This is a genomic window from Saccharomonospora sp. NB11 (assembly GCF_015910535.1).
Lineage (GTDB): Bacteria > Actinomycetota > Actinomycetes > Mycobacteriales > Pseudonocardiaceae > Saccharomonospora.
Genome location: NZ_JACBJG010000002.1, coordinates 188,865 through 208,286, shown reverse-complemented (window position 1 = coordinate 208,286; position 19,422 = coordinate 188,865). Strand labels below are relative to the sequence as shown.

Annotated in this window: 14 protein-coding genes; 12 read left to right on the top strand and 2 right to left on the bottom strand. The window is 71.6% G+C overall.

The features are described 5' to 3' along the window. Positions 1-43: 43 nt before the first annotated feature. Positions 44-5,542 (top strand): carboxyl transferase domain-containing protein, encoded by a 5,499-nt coding sequence (locus JAV51_RS03265; RefSeq protein WP_197319105.1) that lies wholly within the window; start codon positions 44-46, stop codon positions 5,540-5,542. Positions 5,543-5,585: 43 nt separating this feature from the next. On the opposite strand, the gene JAV51_RS03260 is transcribed toward JAV51_RS03265, so the two are convergent. Continuing rightward, positions 5,586-6,182: a TetR/AcrR family transcriptional regulator gene (locus JAV51_RS03260; protein ID WP_197319104.1), complete on the bottom strand. Its 597-nt coding sequence runs from the start codon at positions 6,180-6,182 to the stop codon at positions 5,586-5,588. A 139-nt stretch (positions 6,183-6,321) separates the two neighbouring features. Here JAV51_RS03260 and JAV51_RS03255 point away from each other — a divergent pair, with 139 nt between their 5' ends. Next, a complete protein-coding gene (locus JAV51_RS03255) occupies positions 6,322-6,999 on the top strand; it encodes a hypothetical protein (RefSeq protein ID WP_197319103.1) in 678 nt (225 codons plus the stop codon). Positions 7,000-7,012: 13 nt separating this feature from the next. Here JAV51_RS03255 and JAV51_RS03250 read toward each other — a convergent pair whose 3' ends face one another. After that, on the bottom strand, positions 7,013-7,915 hold the full coding sequence (locus JAV51_RS03250) for a sulfite exporter TauE/SafE family protein (protein WP_197319102.1): 903 nt from the start codon (positions 7,913-7,915) through the stop codon (positions 7,013-7,015). 250 nt (positions 7,916-8,165) lie between these two features. Here JAV51_RS03250 and JAV51_RS03245 point away from each other — a divergent pair, with 250 nt between their 5' ends. The 10 genes from JAV51_RS03245 to hpnH all read left to right on the top strand — a co-directional run bounded on the left by JAV51_RS03245 (position 8,166) and on the right by hpnH (position 19,422). Further along, a complete protein-coding gene (locus JAV51_RS03245; RefSeq protein ID WP_197319101.1) occupies positions 8,166-9,347 on the top strand; it encodes an ROK family transcriptional regulator in 1,182 nt (393 codons plus the stop codon). A gap of 116 nt (positions 9,348-9,463) precedes the next feature. Further along, positions 9,464-10,375, top strand: a complete 912-nt coding sequence (locus JAV51_RS03240; protein ID WP_197319100.1) for a universal stress protein — start codon at positions 9,464-9,466, stop codon at positions 10,373-10,375. A 16-nt stretch (positions 10,376-10,391) separates the two neighbouring features. After that, positions 10,392-11,438 carry an NAD(P)-dependent alcohol dehydrogenase gene (locus tag JAV51_RS03235; protein ID WP_197319099.1) on the top strand — a complete coding sequence of 349 codons (1,047 nt, stop codon included), beginning with the start codon at positions 10,392-10,394 and terminating at the stop codon, positions 11,436-11,438. A gap of 233 nt (positions 11,439-11,671) precedes the next feature. Then, positions 11,672-12,628, top strand: a complete 957-nt coding sequence (gene hpnC, locus JAV51_RS03230; protein ID WP_197319098.1) for a squalene synthase HpnC — start codon at positions 11,672-11,674, stop codon at positions 12,626-12,628. After that, positions 12,625-13,491 (top strand): presqualene diphosphate synthase HpnD, encoded by an 867-nt coding sequence (hpnD, locus tag JAV51_RS03225; RefSeq protein WP_197319097.1) that lies wholly within the window; start codon positions 12,625-12,627, stop codon positions 13,489-13,491. Before hpnC ends, hpnD begins: the two co-directional genes overlap by 4 nt. Then, a complete protein-coding gene (hpnE, locus tag JAV51_RS03220) occupies positions 13,488-14,867 on the top strand; it encodes a hydroxysqualene dehydroxylase HpnE (RefSeq protein ID WP_197319096.1) in 1,380 nt (459 codons plus the stop codon). The genes hpnD and hpnE overlap by 4 nt, the downstream gene beginning before the upstream one ends. Continuing rightward, positions 14,864-15,871, top strand: a complete 1,008-nt coding sequence (locus JAV51_RS03215) for a polyprenyl synthetase family protein (RefSeq protein ID WP_197319095.1) — start codon at positions 14,864-14,866, stop codon at positions 15,869-15,871. Before hpnE ends, JAV51_RS03215 begins: the two co-directional genes overlap by 4 nt. Continuing rightward, positions 15,868-17,805 (top strand): squalene--hopene cyclase, encoded by a 1,938-nt coding sequence (gene shc, locus JAV51_RS03210; protein ID WP_197319094.1) that lies wholly within the window; start codon positions 15,868-15,870, stop codon positions 17,803-17,805. Before JAV51_RS03215 ends, shc begins: the two co-directional genes overlap by 4 nt. Then, the gene (locus tag JAV51_RS03205; RefSeq protein WP_197319093.1) at positions 17,789-18,439 is read left to right on the top strand and encodes a hypothetical protein; all 651 of its coding nucleotides are present in this window, start codon (positions 17,789-17,791) and stop codon (positions 18,437-18,439) included. Before shc ends, JAV51_RS03205 begins: the two co-directional genes overlap by 17 nt. Further along, positions 18,412-19,422 (top strand): adenosyl-hopene transferase HpnH, encoded by a 1,011-nt coding sequence (gene hpnH, locus JAV51_RS03200; RefSeq protein ID WP_197319092.1) that lies wholly within the window; start codon positions 18,412-18,414, stop codon positions 19,420-19,422. The genes JAV51_RS03205 and hpnH overlap by 28 nt, the downstream gene beginning before the upstream one ends.

The following is a 19,422-nucleotide window of genomic DNA, read 5'->3' as shown; positions in this document are numbered from 1 at the left end:
TGCCGATTCGCGTGTCGTCGCAGCAGGGTGAAGGGGAGTTCGGGTGTTCCGTCGGGTCGCCATCGTCAACCGTGGGGAAGCCGCGATGCGGCTGATCCACGCCGTCAGGGAGCGCAATGCCGAGGGTGGGCCACGATTGGAGACCGTGGCGTTCTACACGGACGCCGACCGCGACGCCACCTTCGTCCGTGAGGCCGATCACGCCTATTGCCTGGGAGCCGCGTCGGCGCGGCCGTATCTGAACCTCGACGTCCTGGAGCGGGCGTTGGTCGAGACCAAGGCCGACGCCGCCTGGGTGGGTTGGGGCTTCGTCGCCGAGGACCCGGCCTTCGCGGAACTGTGCGACCGGATCGGGGTCACGTTCGTGGGCCCGAGCGCCGAGGCCATGCGCAAGCTCGGGGACAAGATCGGTGCGAAGCTGCTGGCCGAGGAGGTCGGGGTTCCCGTGGCGCCGTGGAGCGGCGGGCCCGTGGACGACCTCGACGCCGCCCGGGCCGCGGCGGAGCGCATCGGGTATCCGCTGATGCTCAAGGCCACTGCGGGTGGTGGCGGTCGCGGAATCCGGGTGGTGTCGTCCGAGGACGAGCTGACCGACGCCTACGAACGCACGCGGATGGAGGCCGAGCGGGCCTTCGGCAGCGGTGTGGTCTTCCTGGAGCGGCTGGTCACGGGAGCGCGCCACGTCGAGGTGCAGGTCATCGCCGATGGGCAGGGCACGGCGTGGGCGCTCGGCGTGCGCGACTGCTCGGTGCAGCGCCGCAACCAGAAGGTCATCGAGGAGTCGGCGTCCCCACTGCTGTCGGCGGAGCAGACGAGTGAGCTGAAGGCCTCGGCCGAGCGACTCGTGCTCGCCGTGGGTTACCGCGGGGCGGCCACGGTGGAGTTCCTCTACCACCCGGGCGAGAAGCTGTTCGCGTTCCTGGAGGTGAACACCCGGCTGCAGGTGGAGCACCCCATCACCGAGGCCACCACCGGTATGGACCTGGTGAAGGCGCAGCTCCATGTCGCCGCGGGCGGCCGGTTGGAGGGCGAGAAGCCCGCCGAGATCGGGCACGCGGTGGAGGCGCGACTCAACGCCGAGGACCCGGACCGCGACTTCGCCCCGGCGCCGGGGCGGATCAGCCTGCTGACGTTCCCCGCGGGGCCGGGCATCCGGGTCGACACCGGGGTCAGCGAGGGCGACACGATCCCCGCCGACTTCGACTCGATGATCGCGAAGATCATCGCCTACGGTCGCGACCGCGACGAGGCACTCGCCCGCTTGCGGCGCGCGGTGGCCGACACCAGCGTGTTGATCGAGGGCGGTTCCACCAACAAGAGCTTCCTGCTCGACCTCCTCGACGCTCCCGAGGTCGTCGACGCCAGTGCCGACACCGGGTGGATCGACCGGGTGCGCGCCGAGGGTCGCCTGCGGTCGACCCGGCACGCGGGGATCGCGCTCGCCGTCGCCGCCGTCGACTCCTACACCGAGGCCGAGCACGCCGAGCAGCAGCACCTGCTCTCGACCGCCCACGGTGGCCGGCCGCAGGTCCGGCACTCCGGCAGCCGCACCGTGGAGCTGAAGCTTCGGGGCACCGGCTACCGGCTGACGGTGGCCCGCACGGGGCCGCGTCGATTCGGGGTGGCCATCGAGAACGGTCCGGTGACGCACCACGTCGACGTGGAGATCGAGCGCCACGGGGAGGCGACGGGCCAGCTCGTGGCCCACGGTCAGCGCTACCGCTTCGTGACGGGCACCCACGGCCCGGTGCACGTGGTCGAGGTGGACGGTGTCGTGCACCGCATCAGCCGCGACGAGGGCGGCATCGTGCGGTCCCCGGCACCCGCGCTCGTGGTGGCGGCACCCGTCGAGGTGGGCGCTGAGGTCGAGGCGGGCGCGCCCGTGCTCGTCCTGGAGAGCATGAAGATGGAGACCGTGCTGCGGGCGCCGTTCCGCGCGGTCCTGCGGGAGCGGCCGGTGTCGATCGGCAGCCAGGTCGAGGCGGGTGCGCCGCTGCTGCGCCTGGAGCCGCTGGACACCGAGGAGGCCGACGCGGGCGGCACCGACGACGGCGGTGAGGATCTCGCACTGCCGGAGCGTCGCACCGAGATCGACGCGGTCGAGCGGGCGGAGCGGGCTTTGGCCGACCTGCGCAGCCGGCTGCTCGGGTTCGACCTCGACGCCGACGACGTGGAGCGTGCGCTGAGCGACTACCAGTCGGCACGACGCGAACTCGTCGCGCGCGGCGAGCGGCCGGTGGAGGCCGAGCGGCAACTGCTGCACGTGTTCGCCGACCTCTCCGAACTGAGCCGCAACCGGCCCCGGGCGGAGGAGAGCTCGCCGGACACCCGGGTGCACAGCCCTCGCGAGTACTTCCACACGTATCTGCAGAGCCTGGACACCGACCGCGCGGGGCTGTCGGACGAGTTCCGGGAACGGCTCTCCCGCGCCCTGGCCCACTACGGCGTCGAGGACCTGGAGCAGGGGCCGGAGCTGACCGAAGCGGTGTTCCGTCTGTTCTGCGCCCAGCAGCGCGCCGCGAGCGACGTGCCGTTGGTGACCGCGCTGTTGCAGTTGTGGCTCACCGAACCGGGTCCCGAGCAGTCGGTGCGTGAGCCGGTCGGACACATGCTCGAACACCTGGTGGCCGCCACGCAGGTGCGCTTCCCGGTGGTCGCCGACCTGGCTCGCAGCGTCGTGTTCCGCTGGTTCGCCCAGCCGTTGCTGCGGCGGCGTCGGGCCGAGGCCTACGTCGGGGTCCGCGCCCACCTCCGGGAGCTGGAGGCGAACCCGGAGGCCCCGGACCGGGCCGAGCGCATCGCCGAGATGGTCGCGTGCGCCGAACCACTGGTGCGCATCCTCGGCCAGCGCATCCACCGGAAGGGCTCCGACCTCGATCCGTTGCTGGAGGTCATGGCGGGGCGCTACTACCGCGACCGGTCACTGGTGAACCTGCGGGTCCGGACGGTCGCCGGGTTCCCGTGCGTGACCGCCGAGTACGAACTGGACGGCGAACGGTACCGGCTGGTGTCCACCGCCGCCGACCCGCGGCAGGTGACCGATGCCCTGCACGCGATCGACACCGCTGCCGTGGAGGCCGCCGACGACGCGAGCGTGGTCGTGGACCTCTACCTCGGGTGGTCGGACGAGTTCGCCGACGACGACACCGCCGCGGCGAAGTTGTTCGCGAACCTCACCGAGGTGTCGCTGCCGCACCACGTCCGTCGGGTCACCGTGACCATGGCGGGACGCGCGGGCTCGGTGATGCACCAGCACTTCACCTTCCGGCGGTCGACACACGGATTCACCGAGGACCGACTGATCCGTGGTCTGCACCCGCTGATCGCGCAGCGGCTGCAGTTGCGTCGGCTGCGCGAGTTCGACCTCACGCGGCTGCCGTCGTCCGACGAGGAAGTGCACCTCGTGCGGTGCGTGGCGCCGGACAACCCGTCCGACGAACGGTTCGTGGCGATGGCGCAGGTGCGCGACCTCACCCCGTTGCGCGACTCCGAGGGACGACTGCTGGCGCTGCCCGACGTCGAGGGCAAGCTCGCCGCGTGCCTCGACGCGATCCGAGAGCAGCAAGTGCGGCGTCCGGAGAAGAAGCGGCTCGACACCAACCGGATCGTCATCTACGTGTGGCCGACGATCGAACTGACCGCGGACGAGTTGCGTGCCGTGGCGCGCCGGGTGGTGCCCACCACGGCGGGCGCGGGCGTCGAGATGGTCGAGTTCCTCGGCCGCCGCCGTGACTCGGCGGGCGACATCCGCGAGGTCGCCGTGCACATCACGCACACCCCGGGGTCGGGGGTGAGCGTGCGGATGACCACGCCGTCCACGGAGGTCGTCCGGCCGCTCGACGCCTACGGGCAGAAGGTGCTGCGGGCGCGTCGGCGCAACACCGTCTACCCCTACGAGCTGGTCGGTCTGCTCGCGGGCCCGAACGGCACCTTCGTCGAACACGACCTCGACGCCGACGGCGTTCTCGTCCCGGTCGACCGGCCGAAGGGCGGCAACACGGCGGGCATCGTCGCGGGCGTGGTCACCACCCCCACCGCCCGGCACCCGCAGGGCGTGACCAGGGTCGTGCTGCTGGGCGATCCCACGAAGGCGCTCGGCGCGCTCGCCGAACCCGAGTGCGCCCGGGTGATCGCCGCGCTGGACCTCGCGGAGCGCATGAAGGTGCCGGTGGAGTGGTTCGCGTTGTCGGCGGGTGCGCGGATCGCGATGGACTCCGGGACCGAGAACATGGACTGGGTCGCGGCGGCGCTGAAGCGGATCGTCCACTTCACCCAGGACGGCGGCGAGATCAACGTGGTCGTCGCGGGCATCAACGTCGGCGCCCAGCCCTACTGGAACGCCGAGGCGACGATGCTCATGCACACCAAGGGCATCCTCGTCATGACCCCGGACTCGGCGATGGTGCTGACCGGCAAGCAGTCGCTCGACTTCTCGGGTGGGGTGTCCGCGGAGGACAACCACGGCATCGGCGGCTACGACCGGGTGATGGGGCCGAACGGCCAGGCGCAGTACTGGGCGCCCGACCTCGCGGGGGCTCGCGACGTCCTCATGGCGCACTACGACCACACCTACGTCGCGCCGGGGGAGACGGGGCCGCGTCGCGCCGAGACCACCGACCCGCACGACCGCGACGTGCGGCCGTACCCGCACAACGTCGTCGGCAGCGACTTCACCACGGTGGGCGAGATCTTCTCGCCCGAGACGAACCCCGACCGCAAGAAGGCGTTCGACATCCGCACCGTGATGCGGGCCATCGCCGACGCCGACCACCCGGTGCTGGAACGCTGGGCGGGCATGGCCGACGCCGAGACCGCCGTCGTGCAGGACGCGCACCTCGGTGGCTGGCCCGTGTGCCTGATCGGCATCGAGTCCCGGTCGGTGCCCCGGCGTGGGTTCCCGCCCACCGACGGCCCCGACACCTACACGGCGGGCACGCTGTTCCCCCGGTCGTCGAAGAAGGTGGCGCGCGCGATCAACGCCGCCAGCGGCAACCGGCCCGTGGTGGTGCTCGCGAACCTGTCGGGCTTCGACGGGTCGCCGGAGTCGATGCGCAAGCTCCAGTTGGAGTACGGCGCCGAGATCGGCCGCGCGATCGTCAACTTCGAGGGCCCGATCGTGTTCTGCGTGATCTCGCGGTACCACGGTGGTGCGTTCGTCGTCTTCTCGAAGGCGTTGAACCCGAACATGACGGTGCTCGCGGTCGACGGGTCGTTCGCCTCGGTGATCGGTGGTGCGCCCGCGGCGGCAGTGGTGTTCTCGGGTGAGGTCGCCGCCCGCACCGCCGCCGACGAGCGTGTACGTGAGGCGGAGGCGCGGCTGGCTCAGGCGAGTGACGCGGAGCGGGCGGAGCTCGCCACGCAGCTCGCCGACGTGCGCACCGCGGTCCGTGCCGAAAAGCTCGGTGAGGTCGCGGCCGAGTTCGACGAGATCCACTCCATCCGTCGCGCCGTCGAGGTCGGCTCCGTCGACGCGGTCATCCCGCCCGAGGCGCTGCGGCCGGAGTTGATCGCCGCCGTCGAACGCGGACTCGAACGGCGCTGATCGCCACGAGAACCCCCGGTGCCGGGCTCGCGGCACCGGGGGTTCACTCGCTCGGCGGGGTTCCCATCGTGAGCACCTGGCGCGCCATGCGCTGGAAGAGTTCGGTGGGGGACTGGTGGCTGAGCAGCTCGTCGAAGTTGCCGCTGCGGGCGAGCGTGGCGAAACCGTGGGCGAGCGCCCACGCCGCGAGTGCACCGGAGCGCAGGACGTCGTTCTCCACCCCCGGGGAGGAGGTGGAGACCCCCGCGTGCAGCACGCGCCGGGCCCAGAGGCGCGCCGCGATCAGTTCGGGGTCGTCGCGGTGGTAGACGTCCGGCCGGTACATGACCTCGAAGTGACCGGGATGATCGACGGCGAAGCCGACGTAACGCGTCCCCAGTTCCATCAACGGGAGGGGAGTGCTGTTCAACGCCTCCTGCAGGGAGTCGGCGAGCAGCTCGAAGCCCTCGATGGCGATGGCGGTGAGCAGACCCGCCTTGTCGTGGAAGTGGTGGGCCGGGGCGGCGTGGGAGACACCGGCGCGCCGGGCCAGATCTCGGAGGCTGATCGCTGTGATGCCGTCCTTGGCGATGACGTCCACGGCGGCGTCGATGACGGCGCGGCGAAGATCACCATGGTGGTAGCGACCGCGGTCGGGCATAAGCCGCAAGTCTACGAACCGGATTCCGTTTCCGCAGGTCGCCGCGGGTGACGTCTCACTCGTCGGGGGAGCTCGCCGACCGTGCGTCAGCGCACCGTCGCAACGCATACTCGCGATCAACGCGGGTAACCCGACGTCCATGAGGGACTTCCACGACGACGGCGTGCGCCGCGAGGGACCACCGGTGGTGTGGCACGGGCCGGAGGCGGCGCCGGTGCTGCTGGTGCTGGACCCGGCGGGTGAGGCCAAACACGACACTCTGCCCGCGACGTGGCGACCGCTGGCCGAGCACCTCCGGGTCGGGTGGTGCCGCCTGCCCGCGGAGACCGGCGACACGCCGTCGGTGGAGGAACTCCTGGAGGGCGTGACCACCCGCGTGCATCTGGTGGCGGCGGGTACCGCCGCCGAAGCCGCCCTGCGACTGGCCGAGACCCACACCGACCGGGTGCGCAGCGTGGTCGTGGCCGATCCCGCCCCCGCGCGGCGGGACGGCATCGACGCCGACGCCCACGGTTCGTACGCCGACTGGTGGGACACCGACACCGCCGCGACCCGGCAGCACCTGCTCGCGCGCGGGGTGCGCGTGGCCGCGTTCGTCAGCCGGGACACCGATCCCGCCGTCCGGGTGGAGCCGCCCGTCCCGCTGGGGCATCCGGAGGTGGTCGGGCGCGTGGTGCAGTTGTTGTTGTCCTTCCAGGGAGACCGCGCCGATCCCGAACCGGTGGAACCCGAGCGCGCCGAGGTGGCGCAGGCATGGCAGGCGGTCCGGACTCAGTTCGGGCCGGCTCTCGAACGCGCTCGCCGCTCGGCCGGGTGAGGCCCCCGGCGGGTCAGGCCACGGGGGCCTCGTCCTGACGCTGCTCGCTGCGGCGCCGCTCCTCGCGCACCGAGCGGATCGCGGCCGTGAGGCCCACGGCCCACAGCACACCCACGAGCGTCAGCACGACCGTCGTGACGGTCTGGTCCGTCTCGGCGGAGTTCAGCAACGTGCGGGCGTTGGTGAACACGATCAACCCGCCCGCCGCGGCCCCGAGTACGCGGGGCGGCAGCTTGCGCACGAGCCAGGCCGCCAGAGGCGCCGCGAGCACGCCGCCGAGCATCAGACCCGCGACCACGGTGTAGTTCAACGACTCCTCGTGCGACAGGGTCAGCAGGAAGCCCGCGCTCGCCGCCAGCGCGACGATGAACTCCGACGTGTCGACCGAGCCGACGACCTTGCGTGGTTCGAGTCGACCGGATGACAGCAGCGTCGTCGTGGCGACCGGGCCCCAACCGCCGCCTCCACTGGCGTCGACGAACCCGGCGACGAGCCCCAGCGGCGCGAGGAACCGCGCGGTGGGTCGTCGGGTCGTCACCAGCGTGCCGAGGCGCAGGAACGCGAACCGGACGAGCACGTACAGGCCGAGGACGAGCAGCACGGTGGTGATCCACACCTCCGCGAAGTCCATCGGCAACGAGGTCAACACGTACGCGCCGAGCACAGCGCCGATCGCGCCGGGAACGGCCAGGGTGGCGACGGTGCGCCAGTCGATGTTGGAGAACCGCCAGTGGGAGACCCCCGAGGCGAGCGTCGTCCCCACCTCGGCGAGGTGCACGGCAGCCGACGCGACCGCGGGGGCGGTCCCCAGCGTCACCAGAGTCGTGGTGGCCGTCACCCCGAACGCCATTCCCAGCGACCCGTCCACGAGCTGGGCCAGAATCCCGGCCAGACCGAACAACAACAAGGTCTGCATCAAATGTCTCCGTTTTCCGGATGGTCGCGATCGCCGCTTCCCGGCCGAAGTGCTCGCCGTCGGCGGGTGCCGATCATGGCAGGCGGACAGCAATTCGGGCGTGCCATTCCCAATGAGTGGGTCGATGGCCATTTCAGTGGCTGTTAAGAAAAGCGTTGAAACAATTTCCCGGCCTCGTCCACGTCGTGGACGGCGTTGACGTCGTGCCGCGCGTCGAGTGAGCTGAAGCGCCGAAAGCGAGGTCGGTGCGGTGGTACGAACGCTCGGGGGCGAGGGGACGGTCGGCGGCGTCCGTGAGGCGAACGCGGCGGCGGTGCTCGGGGCGATCCGGACGCACGGGCCGCTCTCGCGGGCGGCTGTGGCGCGCCGCACCTCGCTCAGCATGCCGACGGTCAGCAGGCAGATCGCGACGCTGATCGACCTGGGACTGCTCAGCGAGTTGCCGGTGCCGCCACCCACCGGGGAGGTCGGCAGGCCGACGGTGCCCGTGGACCTCAACGAGGACGTCATCGCCGCCTGCGGGGTGCACGTGGGCATCACGACCATCACGTACGGGTTGAGCACCCTCCGCGGGGTCCTGCTCGACAGCGTGCGCGTGCCCACTCCACGCGGTTCGGCGGAGGAGGTCCTCACCGACATCGCCCACGAGGTCGGTGCCTTTCTCGCGGGCTGGCCGGAACGCCGGATCATCGGGGTGGGGCTGGCGATCGGCGGTCAGGTCGATCCGCAGCGGGGACTGCTCACCCACGGCCCTCTCGGCTGGCGGGACGCCCCCGCCGCCGCGATCCTCGAAGCGGTCACGCGGTTGCCCGTCCACCTCGACGGACACGTGCCGGCCATGGCCACGGCGGAACTGCTGTTCGGGGAGGCCGTGCACGCGCGCAGCGCGCTCTACGTCTACGCGCGCGAGATGGTCGGGGTCGCCGTGGCGGTCGACGGGGTCCTGCACCGGGGGCCGGGACAGTCGGGCAGCATCGCCCACCTTCCCGTGGGCAGTGACGTGTCGTGCCCGTGCGGGAAGGTCGGCTGCCTGGAGGTCACCGTCGCCGAACGCGCGGTTTTGGAGCGAGCCGTCCGCGCGGGAGTGATCTCCCGGCCCGATTTCCGGGCGTTGCGGGCAGCGGCGTTGGCCGGGGACACGGCGGCCCGGCACATCCTCACCGAGCGGGCCCGGGCGTTGGGCACGGCGGTGGCGTTGCTCCGTGACATCGTGAATCCCGAGCTGGTGGTGCTCGGCGGGCAGGCGTTCACCGACGCGCCGGAGCAGCTGCCGGTCGTGCGGCAGGCGTATGAGGCGACGACCTCCCTCCCGGGCGGCGACATCCTGACGACGAGCCGGTTCGGTCCCGACGTGCAGGCGATGGCGGCGTGCACGGGCCTGCTCACCCGGCTCTACACCCACCCGTTCTCCGTCCTCCCTCCGAGTGGCTGAGCTGTCGTCAGGGGTCCGAAGTCCCGATGTGGACGGGACCAACGACGGCGGCGCCCGCAGCGGACCCGGCCTTACGGTCGGGGCCTCGTGAGTGCGGGCCCGAGGAGGGAGCGGACATGGCGGGGGAGGACGGACGCGGTCCGGTCGTCGTCGGGGTCGACGGCTCGGACGCTTCGCGGATGGCCGTGCGGTGGGCGGCGCGGCGCGCGGCGCGACAGGCGCTGGAATTGCAGGTCGTGTACGCCTACGGGCTGGTGGCGCGGTACTTCGCCACCGAGGCACCGGTGCCGCCGAGTGTCATCGAGACCCTGCTGAACGAGGCGCAGACGATCGTCGACACGGCGGCGGACGAGGCGGCTGCGGTCGCCCCGGGGCTCACCGTCTCGGCGCAGGCCGTGGACGAACCGCCCGTGCCCGCACTCACCCACCGGTCGCGCGACGCGGTACTGGTGGTGCTCGGCGCCTCGGGGCTCGGTGGGTTCACCGGGATGCTCGCCGGTTCGACCGCCGTCGCGGTGGCCGCGCATGCGCACTCGCCGGTGGTGGTCGTCCGGTGCGGGTCGGGCCGGACCGAACCGCCGTCGACGGGCCCGGTGGTCGTGGGCATGGACTGCAGCTCGTTGAGCGAACGCGCCGTCGGGTGGGCCTTCGAGGAGGCGCAGCAGCGGGGCGCGCCACTGGTGGCGGTGCACGCGTGGGCCGACGTCGAGGACGAGAGCGTGTTGCGGCGAGCCCGGCTCTTCTTCACCAACTCGCCGGAGGAGGAGGACGTCCGCGCGCGGTTCGACGCCCAGCTCTCGGCGTGGCAGGCGAAGTACCCCGACGTCGAGGTGGAGCGGGTGCTGGTGCGGGACCGCCCGCGCAGGCAGTTGCTCGACCGCTCGGAGCGGGCGCAGCTCGTGGTCGTCGGCAGCCGGGGCCGTGGTGGGTTCACCGGGCTGCTGCTCGGTTCCACGAGTCAGGCTCTGATTCATCACGCCGGCTGCCCGGTGATGGTCGTGCGGCCACCCAAAGGCGGCGAGGACTGAAGCGGGGGCTGATCCGATGCGGGCGTTTCGGCTGCAGGACTGGCTCACCGATCCGGTGCTGACCGAGGTCGCCACGCCGGACCCGGGGCCGGGGGAGGTCCTGGTTCGTATCGGCGGCGCGGGGGTGTGTCACTCCGATCTGCACGTGATCCGGGAGTTCGAGCCGGGGCAGCTACCGTGGCGGTTGCCGTTCACGCTGGGGCATGAGAACGCGGGCTGGGTGGCTTCCGTGGGACCGGGGGTGCGCGGCCTGGAGCCGGGCCTACCCGTCGCGGTGTACGGCCCGTGGGGTTGTGGAGCTTGTGACCGGTGCCTTCAGGGTGTCGAGACCTACTGCGAGCGGCCCGACCAGGCGCCTGTCGTGCAGGGTGGGGCGGGTCTCGGGCTCGACGGCGGCATGGCGGACTACCTGCTCGTGCCGTCCGCGCGGCACGTGGTGCCCCTGCCCGACGGGCTCGACCCCGTGACGGCGGCGCCGCTCACGGACGCGGGACTGACGCCGTACCACGCGGTGCGACGGTCGTGGGCGAAGCTCACGCCGTCGGCCACGGCTGTGGTCATCGGCATCGGGGGCCTCGGCCATCTGGCGGTGCAGATCGTGAAGGCGACGACGGCGGCGAGGGTGGTGGCCGTCGACACGCGACCGGAGGCACTGGAACTGGCACGTCGGTCCGGGGCGGACGTCGCGGTGGCCGCCGGGGACGACGTGGCCGCCGTGGTGCGCGACGAGACGGCCGGGCAGGGGGCCGACGTCGTCCTCGACTGCGTGGGCAGCGACGCGACGTTGTCGCTGGCGGTGTCGATCGGTCGGGTGCTCGGCGATCTCACGATCGTGGGGCTCGGTGGCGGGCGAGTTCCGATGTCGTTCTTCTCCGTGCCGTTCGAGCTGTCGGTGCAGACCACCTATTGGGGTAGTCGTCCGGAGCTGGTGGAGGTCCTGCGGCTGGCGGCGCGCGGCCTGCTGCACACCGAGGTGCACCGGTTCTCGCTCGACGACGTGACGGACGCATATCGAGCGTTGGAGGAGGGAACTCTCACCGGACGTGCGGTCGTGACGCCGTAGTGCGCTGTCCTATATGGACCAAGGGAGGTGTGCCGGTTTCGCATTGTTCATCTACTGTGGATTCGTCGACGACGCGAAAATCGCTGTGCTGCAGCGGTGGTCACACGATCGTGAAACTGTCGTATCGGTTGCGGGCAGGTCGACACGCCATAGCATTTGTTCTCGGTGGAACCGGAATGCCGAGGCGAACGGACACCGGAGACGTCCCACCGGCCCCCGGAAGGATCGAACCCATGGGAACGGAGTTGCCGTCGACGTCTGTGCCGGACGACAATGGAATCTCCCCGATGCCGACGCTCGGCTCACCGGCCGGACGGGACGAGGCGAGGCCCATGCACGCCGAACCTGCACAGGCGTCACCGCCGTTGGAGCGGTTGCACGCACGGGCACGACACGAGAACTTCCCCGTCGCGCTGCGCGTCCTGCCCGCCCGACACCGGCGGCACCTGCTGACGCTCTACGCCTTCGCCCGGATGGTCGACGACATCGGCGACGCCGCCCCGGGTGACCGACTCGCGCTGCTGGACGAGGTGTCCGCCGAACTCGACCGTGTCTACGCCGGGACGCCGTCCCCCGACCCCGTGTATCGGCGCCTCGCCGAGACCGTGGCGGCCTGCGACCTGCCCCGCTCGCAGCTCGAACGACTCGTCGAGGCCAATCGCCGGGACCAGGTGGTGCATCGATACCGCACCTTCGACGACCTGTTGGACTACTGCGCGCTGTCGGCCAATCCGGTCGGCCGGCTCGTGCTGTGCGTGTTCGACGCCGACTCCGCCCGCCGACGAGTGCTCTCCGACCACGTCTGTAGTGCGCTGCAGGTGTTGGAGCACTGCCAGGACGTGCTGGAGGACGCGTACGCGGGCCGGGTGTATCTCCCGACCACCGATCTCCAGCGCTACGGCGTGACCGACGACGACCTCGTGGCGGCCCGGGCGAGCACCGGTGTCCGCGCGGCCGTGGCGCTGCAGGTGCAGCGCGCGGTGACCCTGCTGGACGAGGGAGCACCTCTGGTGACCGAGTTGAGCGGAGCGGCGCGTGTGGCGATCGCGGGCTACGTCGCCGGAGGGCGTGCCACGGCGCGGGCCCTGGCCGAGGCGGGCTTCGACGTGTTGTCCGGGACTCCGCGCCCTCGGCGGACACATGTCGTCGCCTCCGTGCTGTCGCTGCTCGGACCGGGTGGTGCGCGGTGAGGATCGACGACGCCTACGACGCCTGCGTGACCATCACCCGCCGACAGGCCGGCAACTTCTCCTACGGCATCAGACTCCTTCCCGAACCCAAGCGCAACGCGCTCAGCGCGGTGTACGCGTTCGCCCGCCGGGTCGACGACATCGGCGACGGCGACCTCAGCCCCGAGGTGAAGCTGAAGGGACTGGAGGACGCGCGCACCGATCTGCGGTCGGTCGAGTTCGGGCTCGACGGCTCCCGTGATCCCGTCCTGCTGGCGCTCTCCGACGCCACCCGCCGGTTCGATCTGCCGCTCGACGCGTTCGACGAACTGATCGATGGTTGCCGCGCCGACGTGCTCGGGGTCGAGTACCCGAGCTTCACGGCGTTGCGGAGGTACTGCCAGTGCGTGGCGGGCTCGATCGGCCGCCTGTCGCTCGCGATCTTCGGCAGCCCCGACCGGGCGCGCGACGAGCCCGTCGCCGACGACCTGGGTGTGGCGTTGCAGCTCACCAACATCCTGCGGGACGTGGTCGAGGACCTGGACAACGGCCGGGTGTACCTCCCGGGCGACGAGCTCGCTCGCTTCGGCTGCACCCTCGACCGCGCCGACGACGGCACGTTCGTCGACGATCCCGAGAACCTTGTGGCCCTGCTGGAGTTCCAGGCCGCTCGGGCCGCGGAGTGGTACGAGCGCGGGCTTCGGCTGCTGGACGTGCTCGACGGCCGAAGCCGAGCCTGCTGCGCGGCGATGGCGGGCATCTACCACCGGTTGCTCACCCGGATGGCGTTGCGGCCGTCGTCGATCCTGCGTGGGCGCACCAGCCTGCCCGACTGGGAGAAGGCGCTCGTGGCCGGAGTCGCTCTGCTGGGAGGGACGCCGTGACGGCACCGTGCGCGGAACCCCGGGCACGAGGCTCGGGCGCCAGAGACGTCCGGGTGGTCGTCGTCGGCTCGGGGCTCGCCGGACTCACCGCCGCGTGCGACCTCGCCGACGCGGGCTACGCGGTCACCGTGCTGGAGGCGCGCTCGCGCCTCGGTGGGGCCACGTTCTCCTTCCAGCGCGACGGCCTCACCGTGGACAACGGACAGCACGTGACCTTGCGCTGCTGCACCGCCTATCGCGCGCTGCTGGAACGGCTCGGCAGCGCCGACGGCCTCGACATGCAGGACCGCTTCCACGTGCCGGTGCTCGCGCCGGGTGGTCGGCGCACCGAACTGAGCCGCACCGACGCGCGCGCTCCGCTGCACCTGGCCCCGGCGATCGCCCGCTACTCGGCGCTGCGCCCCCTCGACCGGCTGCGCGTGTTCCGCGCGGCACTCGCCCTGCGCTCGCTCGACCCGCAGGATCCTTCGCTCGACGACCACAGCTTCGCCGACTGGTTGACCCGCCACGGCCAGAACGAAGCGACCCTCGACCGGCTGTGGAACCTCGTCACGGTGGCCGCGCTCAACGGCGACGTCGCCGACGTGTCGCTGGCCTCGGCGGCCATGGTGTTCCGCACGGCGCTGCTGGAGTCGACCGACGGCGCTGACATCGGCATCCCGCGCTGGCCACTCGACGACCTGCACGTGCGCCCCGCCGAGAAGTACCTCCTCGAACGGCACGGCCAGGTGCGCACGCACAGTGCCGTCCGGGGCATCACGCCGGTCCGGGGGCGGTTCCTCGTGCGCATGGACGACGAGGTCCTCGACGCCGACGCGGTGGTGCTCGCTGTTCCTCCCGACACCGCGACGCGCGTCGCGCCCGGGCGGGCCGGACTCGACCGCGCGGGCCTCGCACGGCTCGGCGCCGTGCCCATCGTCAACGTGCACGTGGTGTACGAGCGTCCGGTCACCGACCTCGGGTTCGCGGCCGCCGTGTCGTCCCCGGTCCAGTGGATCTTCGATCGCACCGACGCGGCCGGGCTGACCTCGGGGCAGTACCTGACGGTGTCGTTGTCGGCGGCCGACGTGTGGCTGACCACTCCGGCGTCGGCCCTGCGGGACGTGTTCCTCGCCGAGCTGGGCAGGTTCTTCCCCGGCGCGGCGACGACCCCGTGCACCCGATTCTTCGTCACCCGGCAACGCCGGGCCACGTTTCGGCAGGGCCCGGGTTCGAACCGGGTGCGCGCGGACCAGCGGACGGCGTTGCCCGGCCTCGTTCTCGCCGGATCCTGGACCGCCACAGGTTGGCCCGACACGATGGAGGGAGCCGTGCGAAGTGGACATCGAGCGGCCGAGCTCGTCGCGACTCACCTGGCAGGGGGTGTGAGCCGATGACGACCACTCTGCCGTCCGAGGTGAGCGCCACCCAGTCGTTGGTGCGCCCCGCGTTGCGAGACGCGGTCGACACCCTGCAACCTGCGATGCACCGCATCGTCAGTTACCACCTGGGGTGGACGGACCAACACGGCGAGGCCGTGGAGGGGGCCGGTGGCAAGGCGTTGCGCCCGGCCCTGGCCCTGCTCGCGGCGCAGGCCGTCCGGGGGCGACAGACGTCGGCGCTGCCGGGCGCGGTGGCCGTGGAACTCGTGCACAACTTCTCGCTGCTGCACGACGACGTCATGGACGGAGACACCGAACGTCGACACCGCCCCACCGTGTGGGCGTTGTTCGGCACCCCCGCCGCGATCCTCGCGGGCGACGCGCTGCTGAACCTGGCCGTCGAGGTGCTGGAGGCCACCGGTGACCTCGCGGCCGGGCGCTGCCTGACCGGCGCGGTGCGCAGGCTCATCGAGGGCCAGACCGCCGACATCGACTTCGAGGGCCGCGCGAACGTCGGGGTGGACGAGTGCCTGCGCATGGAGGACGGCAAGACGGCCGCGCTCATGGAGTGCGCCGCGGAACTCGGTGCTCGCCTCGGTGGTGGGGACGACGCGGCGGTGGCGGCGCTGGGACGGTTCGGCCGCAACCTCGGCATGGGCTTCCAACTCGTGGACGACCTGCTCGGCATCGTGGGCAGCCCCGAGGTGACGGGCAAACCCGTCCTCGCCGATCTGCGGGTGCGCAAGAAGTCGGTGCCCGTGGTCGTCGCGCTCAACGCGGGGACCGAGAGCGCCGAGAGGTTGCGCGAGTACTACCGGCGCGACCGACCGCCGAACGAGCGGGAGGTGCGCTTGATGGCCGAGTTGATCGACGACACGAACGCCTTGGCATGGACCCGCGATCGCGCCCAGCGCTACATCGCCGACGCCGTGGCCTCTCTCGACGCGGTCGACCCACCCGCCGACACGCGGGCGGCGCTGGTCGATCTCACCCGATTCGTCGTGGAGCGTGATCGATGACCGACCTGCTGAGCCGAGAGTCGACCCCGACCGTGGACCGGTCGCAGGACCGGGTGCGTCGGTGCGTGGAGTCCGCCCGCGAGTACCTGTTGTCGTTGCAGCACCCGCAGGGCTGGTGGAAGGGCGAACTCGAGACCAACGTGACGATGGAGGCCGAGGACCTGCTGCTGCGGCGGTTCCTCGGCATCGACGACGAGCGGGTCACCGAGGAGACGGCCCGGTGGATCAGGTCCCGCCAGCGCGCCGACGGCACGTGGGCGACGTTCCACGACGGTCCCGCGGACCTCTCCACCACCGTGGAGGCCTACACCGCGCTGCGCCTCGCGGGTGATCCGATCGACGCCGCCCACCTGCGGCGGGCGCGCGAGTTCGTCCTCGACAGCGGCGGGATCGAGGCCACCCGCGTCTTCACCCGCATCTGGCTCGCCTTGTTCGGACAGTGGTCCTGGCGGGAGTTGCCGGTGCTCCCGCCGGAGCTGGTGCTGCTGCCGGACTGGTTCCCGCTCAACATCTACGACTGGGCCTGCTGGGCCCGGCAGACAGTGGTGCCGTTGACCATCGTGGGGGCGGCGCGGCCCACGCGGCAGCTCGGATTCAGCCTGCGGGAACTGCGGACGGGAGTGAGGCCGGAGTCCACGACCGGGACGCTGTCGTGGTCGGGACTGTTCCACGGGCTCGACGCCGTGTTGCACCGGCTCGAACGACTGCCGGTGAAGCCGTTGCGGTCCCTCGCGCTCGACCGCGCCGAGCGCTGGATCCTCGAACGTCAGGAGGCCGACGGCGGCTGGGGTGGGATCCAACCTCCGTGGGTGTACTCGATCCTCGCCCTGCACCTGCGCGGCTACCCGGTCGACCACCCGGTGCTGGCGAAGGCGCTCGACGGTCTCGAAGGGTTCACCGTGCGCGAGGAGACCGGCGACGGGTGGGTGCGCCGATTGGAGGCGTGTCAGTCGCCGGTGTGGGACACCGCGTTGGCGATGACGGCGTTGCTCGACGCCGGAACGCCCGGTGACCACCCGGCGCTCGTGTCCGCCGCGGACTGGATCGTGGGGGAGGAGATCCGCTCCGGCGGCGACTGGCAGGTGCGCAGGCCGCATCTCGAACCGTCGGGCTGGGCGTTCGAGTTCGCCAACGACGTCTACCCGGACACCGACGACACGGCCGAGGTCGTGCTGGGGCTGCGTCGGGTCCGCCACCCCGAGCCCGACGGGGCCGAGGCCGTGGAGGCGTCGATGCGCCGGGCGACGGAATGGTTGCTCGGCATGCAGAGCGCGGACGGCGGCTGGGGTGCCTTCGACGCCGACAACACGCAGACCCTGTGCGAGAAGCTGCCCTTCTGCGACTTCGGCGCCGTGATCGATCCGCCGTCGGCCGACGTCACCGCCCACGTCGTGGAGATGCTGGCCGCACGCGGACTCGCCGACAGCGCGGCGGTCCGGCGTGGGGTGCGCTGGTTGCTCGACGCGCAGGAGGCGGACGGGTCGTGGTTCGGCCGGTGGGGCGCGAACCACGTGTACGGCACGGGCGCCGTGGTGCCCGCGTTGATCGCGTGCGGTGTGCCCGCCGACCACGAGGCGGTGCGCGCGGCCGTCCATTGGCTCACCGCCCACCAGAACGAGGACGGCGGCTGGGGCGAGGACCTGCGCTCCTATGTCGACCGGTCCTGGGTCGGCCGGGGCGTCTCGACGGCCTCGCAGACGGCCTGGGCGCTGCTGGCGCTGCTCGCGGCGGGGGAGCGGAACGCCGTCGTGCGGCGCGGGGTGGACTGGCTGGTGGACCACCAGCGGCCCGACGGCGGCTGGGACGAGCCCCACTACACCGGAACCGGGTTCCCCGGTGACTTCTACATCAATTACCACCTGTACCGCCTGGTGTTCCCGCTCACCGCGCTGGGCCGGTACTTGGGAAGCGGCCGGGATGCCGGGCCGGACTGACGGGCCGCTGGTGCTCTGCCCGCTCGGCGTCGAGGCGCTGAGCGTGCGCCTCGGACTGCGCGGCGGTCACGTCGTGCGGGCGGGGCTGCGAGCCCGTCGGCGCGCGGCGGTGCGGTCCGCGCTGCGCGTGTGGCCGTCGGCGCCCGTGGTCGTGGTCGGTGTCGCGGCAGCGACGACCGAGGCAGCCTGCCCCGGTGACCTCGTGGTGCCCGACGTGGTGCGGTCGCCCGCGGGCACGCGTCGGTGTCCGTCGGCGGGATCGCTCGCTGCCGTGCTCCGGGACGACCGGCGGGTGCGCTCCACCGTCCACACCGGAGCTCTCGTCGAGTCGCCGCGACTCGTCCGTCACGTGCGTGCCGATGCGGACGCCGTGGCACTCGACATGGAGTCCGGGCTGCTGCTGGACCTCGTGGACGACGGCCGGGAGGTCGCCGTTCTGCGAGCCGTGGTCGACACGCCCCGGCGTCCGCTGCTGAGCGTGGCGACGGTCGCGGCAGGCGCGGCGGCACTCGCGGCGTTGCGGGCGTGTGGCCCCGCGCTGCGCACCTGGGCGGCGACCGTCGCCCGAGGCAAGAACGACAGCGTTGTGAAGGAGGTGCGGCAGCCATGGGCATGCCGTTGCACCAGAGCCTGAGAATCGCGCGTTACCTGCTGGCCCAGAAACTCCGGCGTCGGTCGAAGTTCCCGCTCATCGTGGAGCTCGAACCGCTGTTCGCCTGCAACCTCAGTTGCCCGGGCTGCGGCAAGATCCAGCACCCGGCGAGCGTGTTGAAGCAGCGGATGCCGGTGGAGCAGGCGGTGGCGGCCATCGAGGAGTGCGGCGCTCCGATGGTGTCGATCGCGGGCGGGGAGCCGTTGATGCACCCGCAGATCGACACGATGGTCAACGAGCTGGTGAAGCGCAAGAAGTACGTGTTCCTGTGCACCAACGCCGCGCTCGTTCGCCGCAAGATCGACAAGCTGGATCTGAAGCCGTCGCGGTACTTCGCCTTCGCCGTGCACGTCGACGGCCTGCGGGAGCGTCACGACGCCGCCGTCGACAAGGAGGGCGTGTTCGACGAGGTGATCGAGGCGATCGCCGAGTTGAAGCGCCGAGGTTTCCGTGTCACCACGAACACCACCGTGTTCAACACCGACACCCCGCAGACGCTGATCGAGGTGCTCGACTTCCTCAACGACGAGGTGAAGGTGGACCAGATGATGGTCTCGCCCGCCTACGCCTACGAGAAGGCGCCGGACCAGGAACACTTCCTCGGCGTGCAGGAGACTCGCGAGCTGTTCCGCAAGGCCTTCGCGAACGGCAACCGCAAGCGGTGGCGGCTCAACCACTCGCCGTTGTTCCTCGACTTCCTCGAAGGCAAGGTCGACTTCGGCTGCACCGCGTGGGGTGTGCCGTCGTACTCGCTGTTCGGCTGGCAAAAGCCCTGCTACCTGATGAGCGACGGCTACGCGCAGACCTACGCCGAGCTGCTGGAGACCACCGACTGGGACGCCTACGGCCGGGGCCGTGACCCGCGCTGTGCGAACTGCATGGCGCACTGCGGCTACGAGCCGACGGCCGTGCTCGCCACTCTCGGCTCGTTGAAGGAGAGCCTGCGCGCCGCGCGCGGGGCCTGA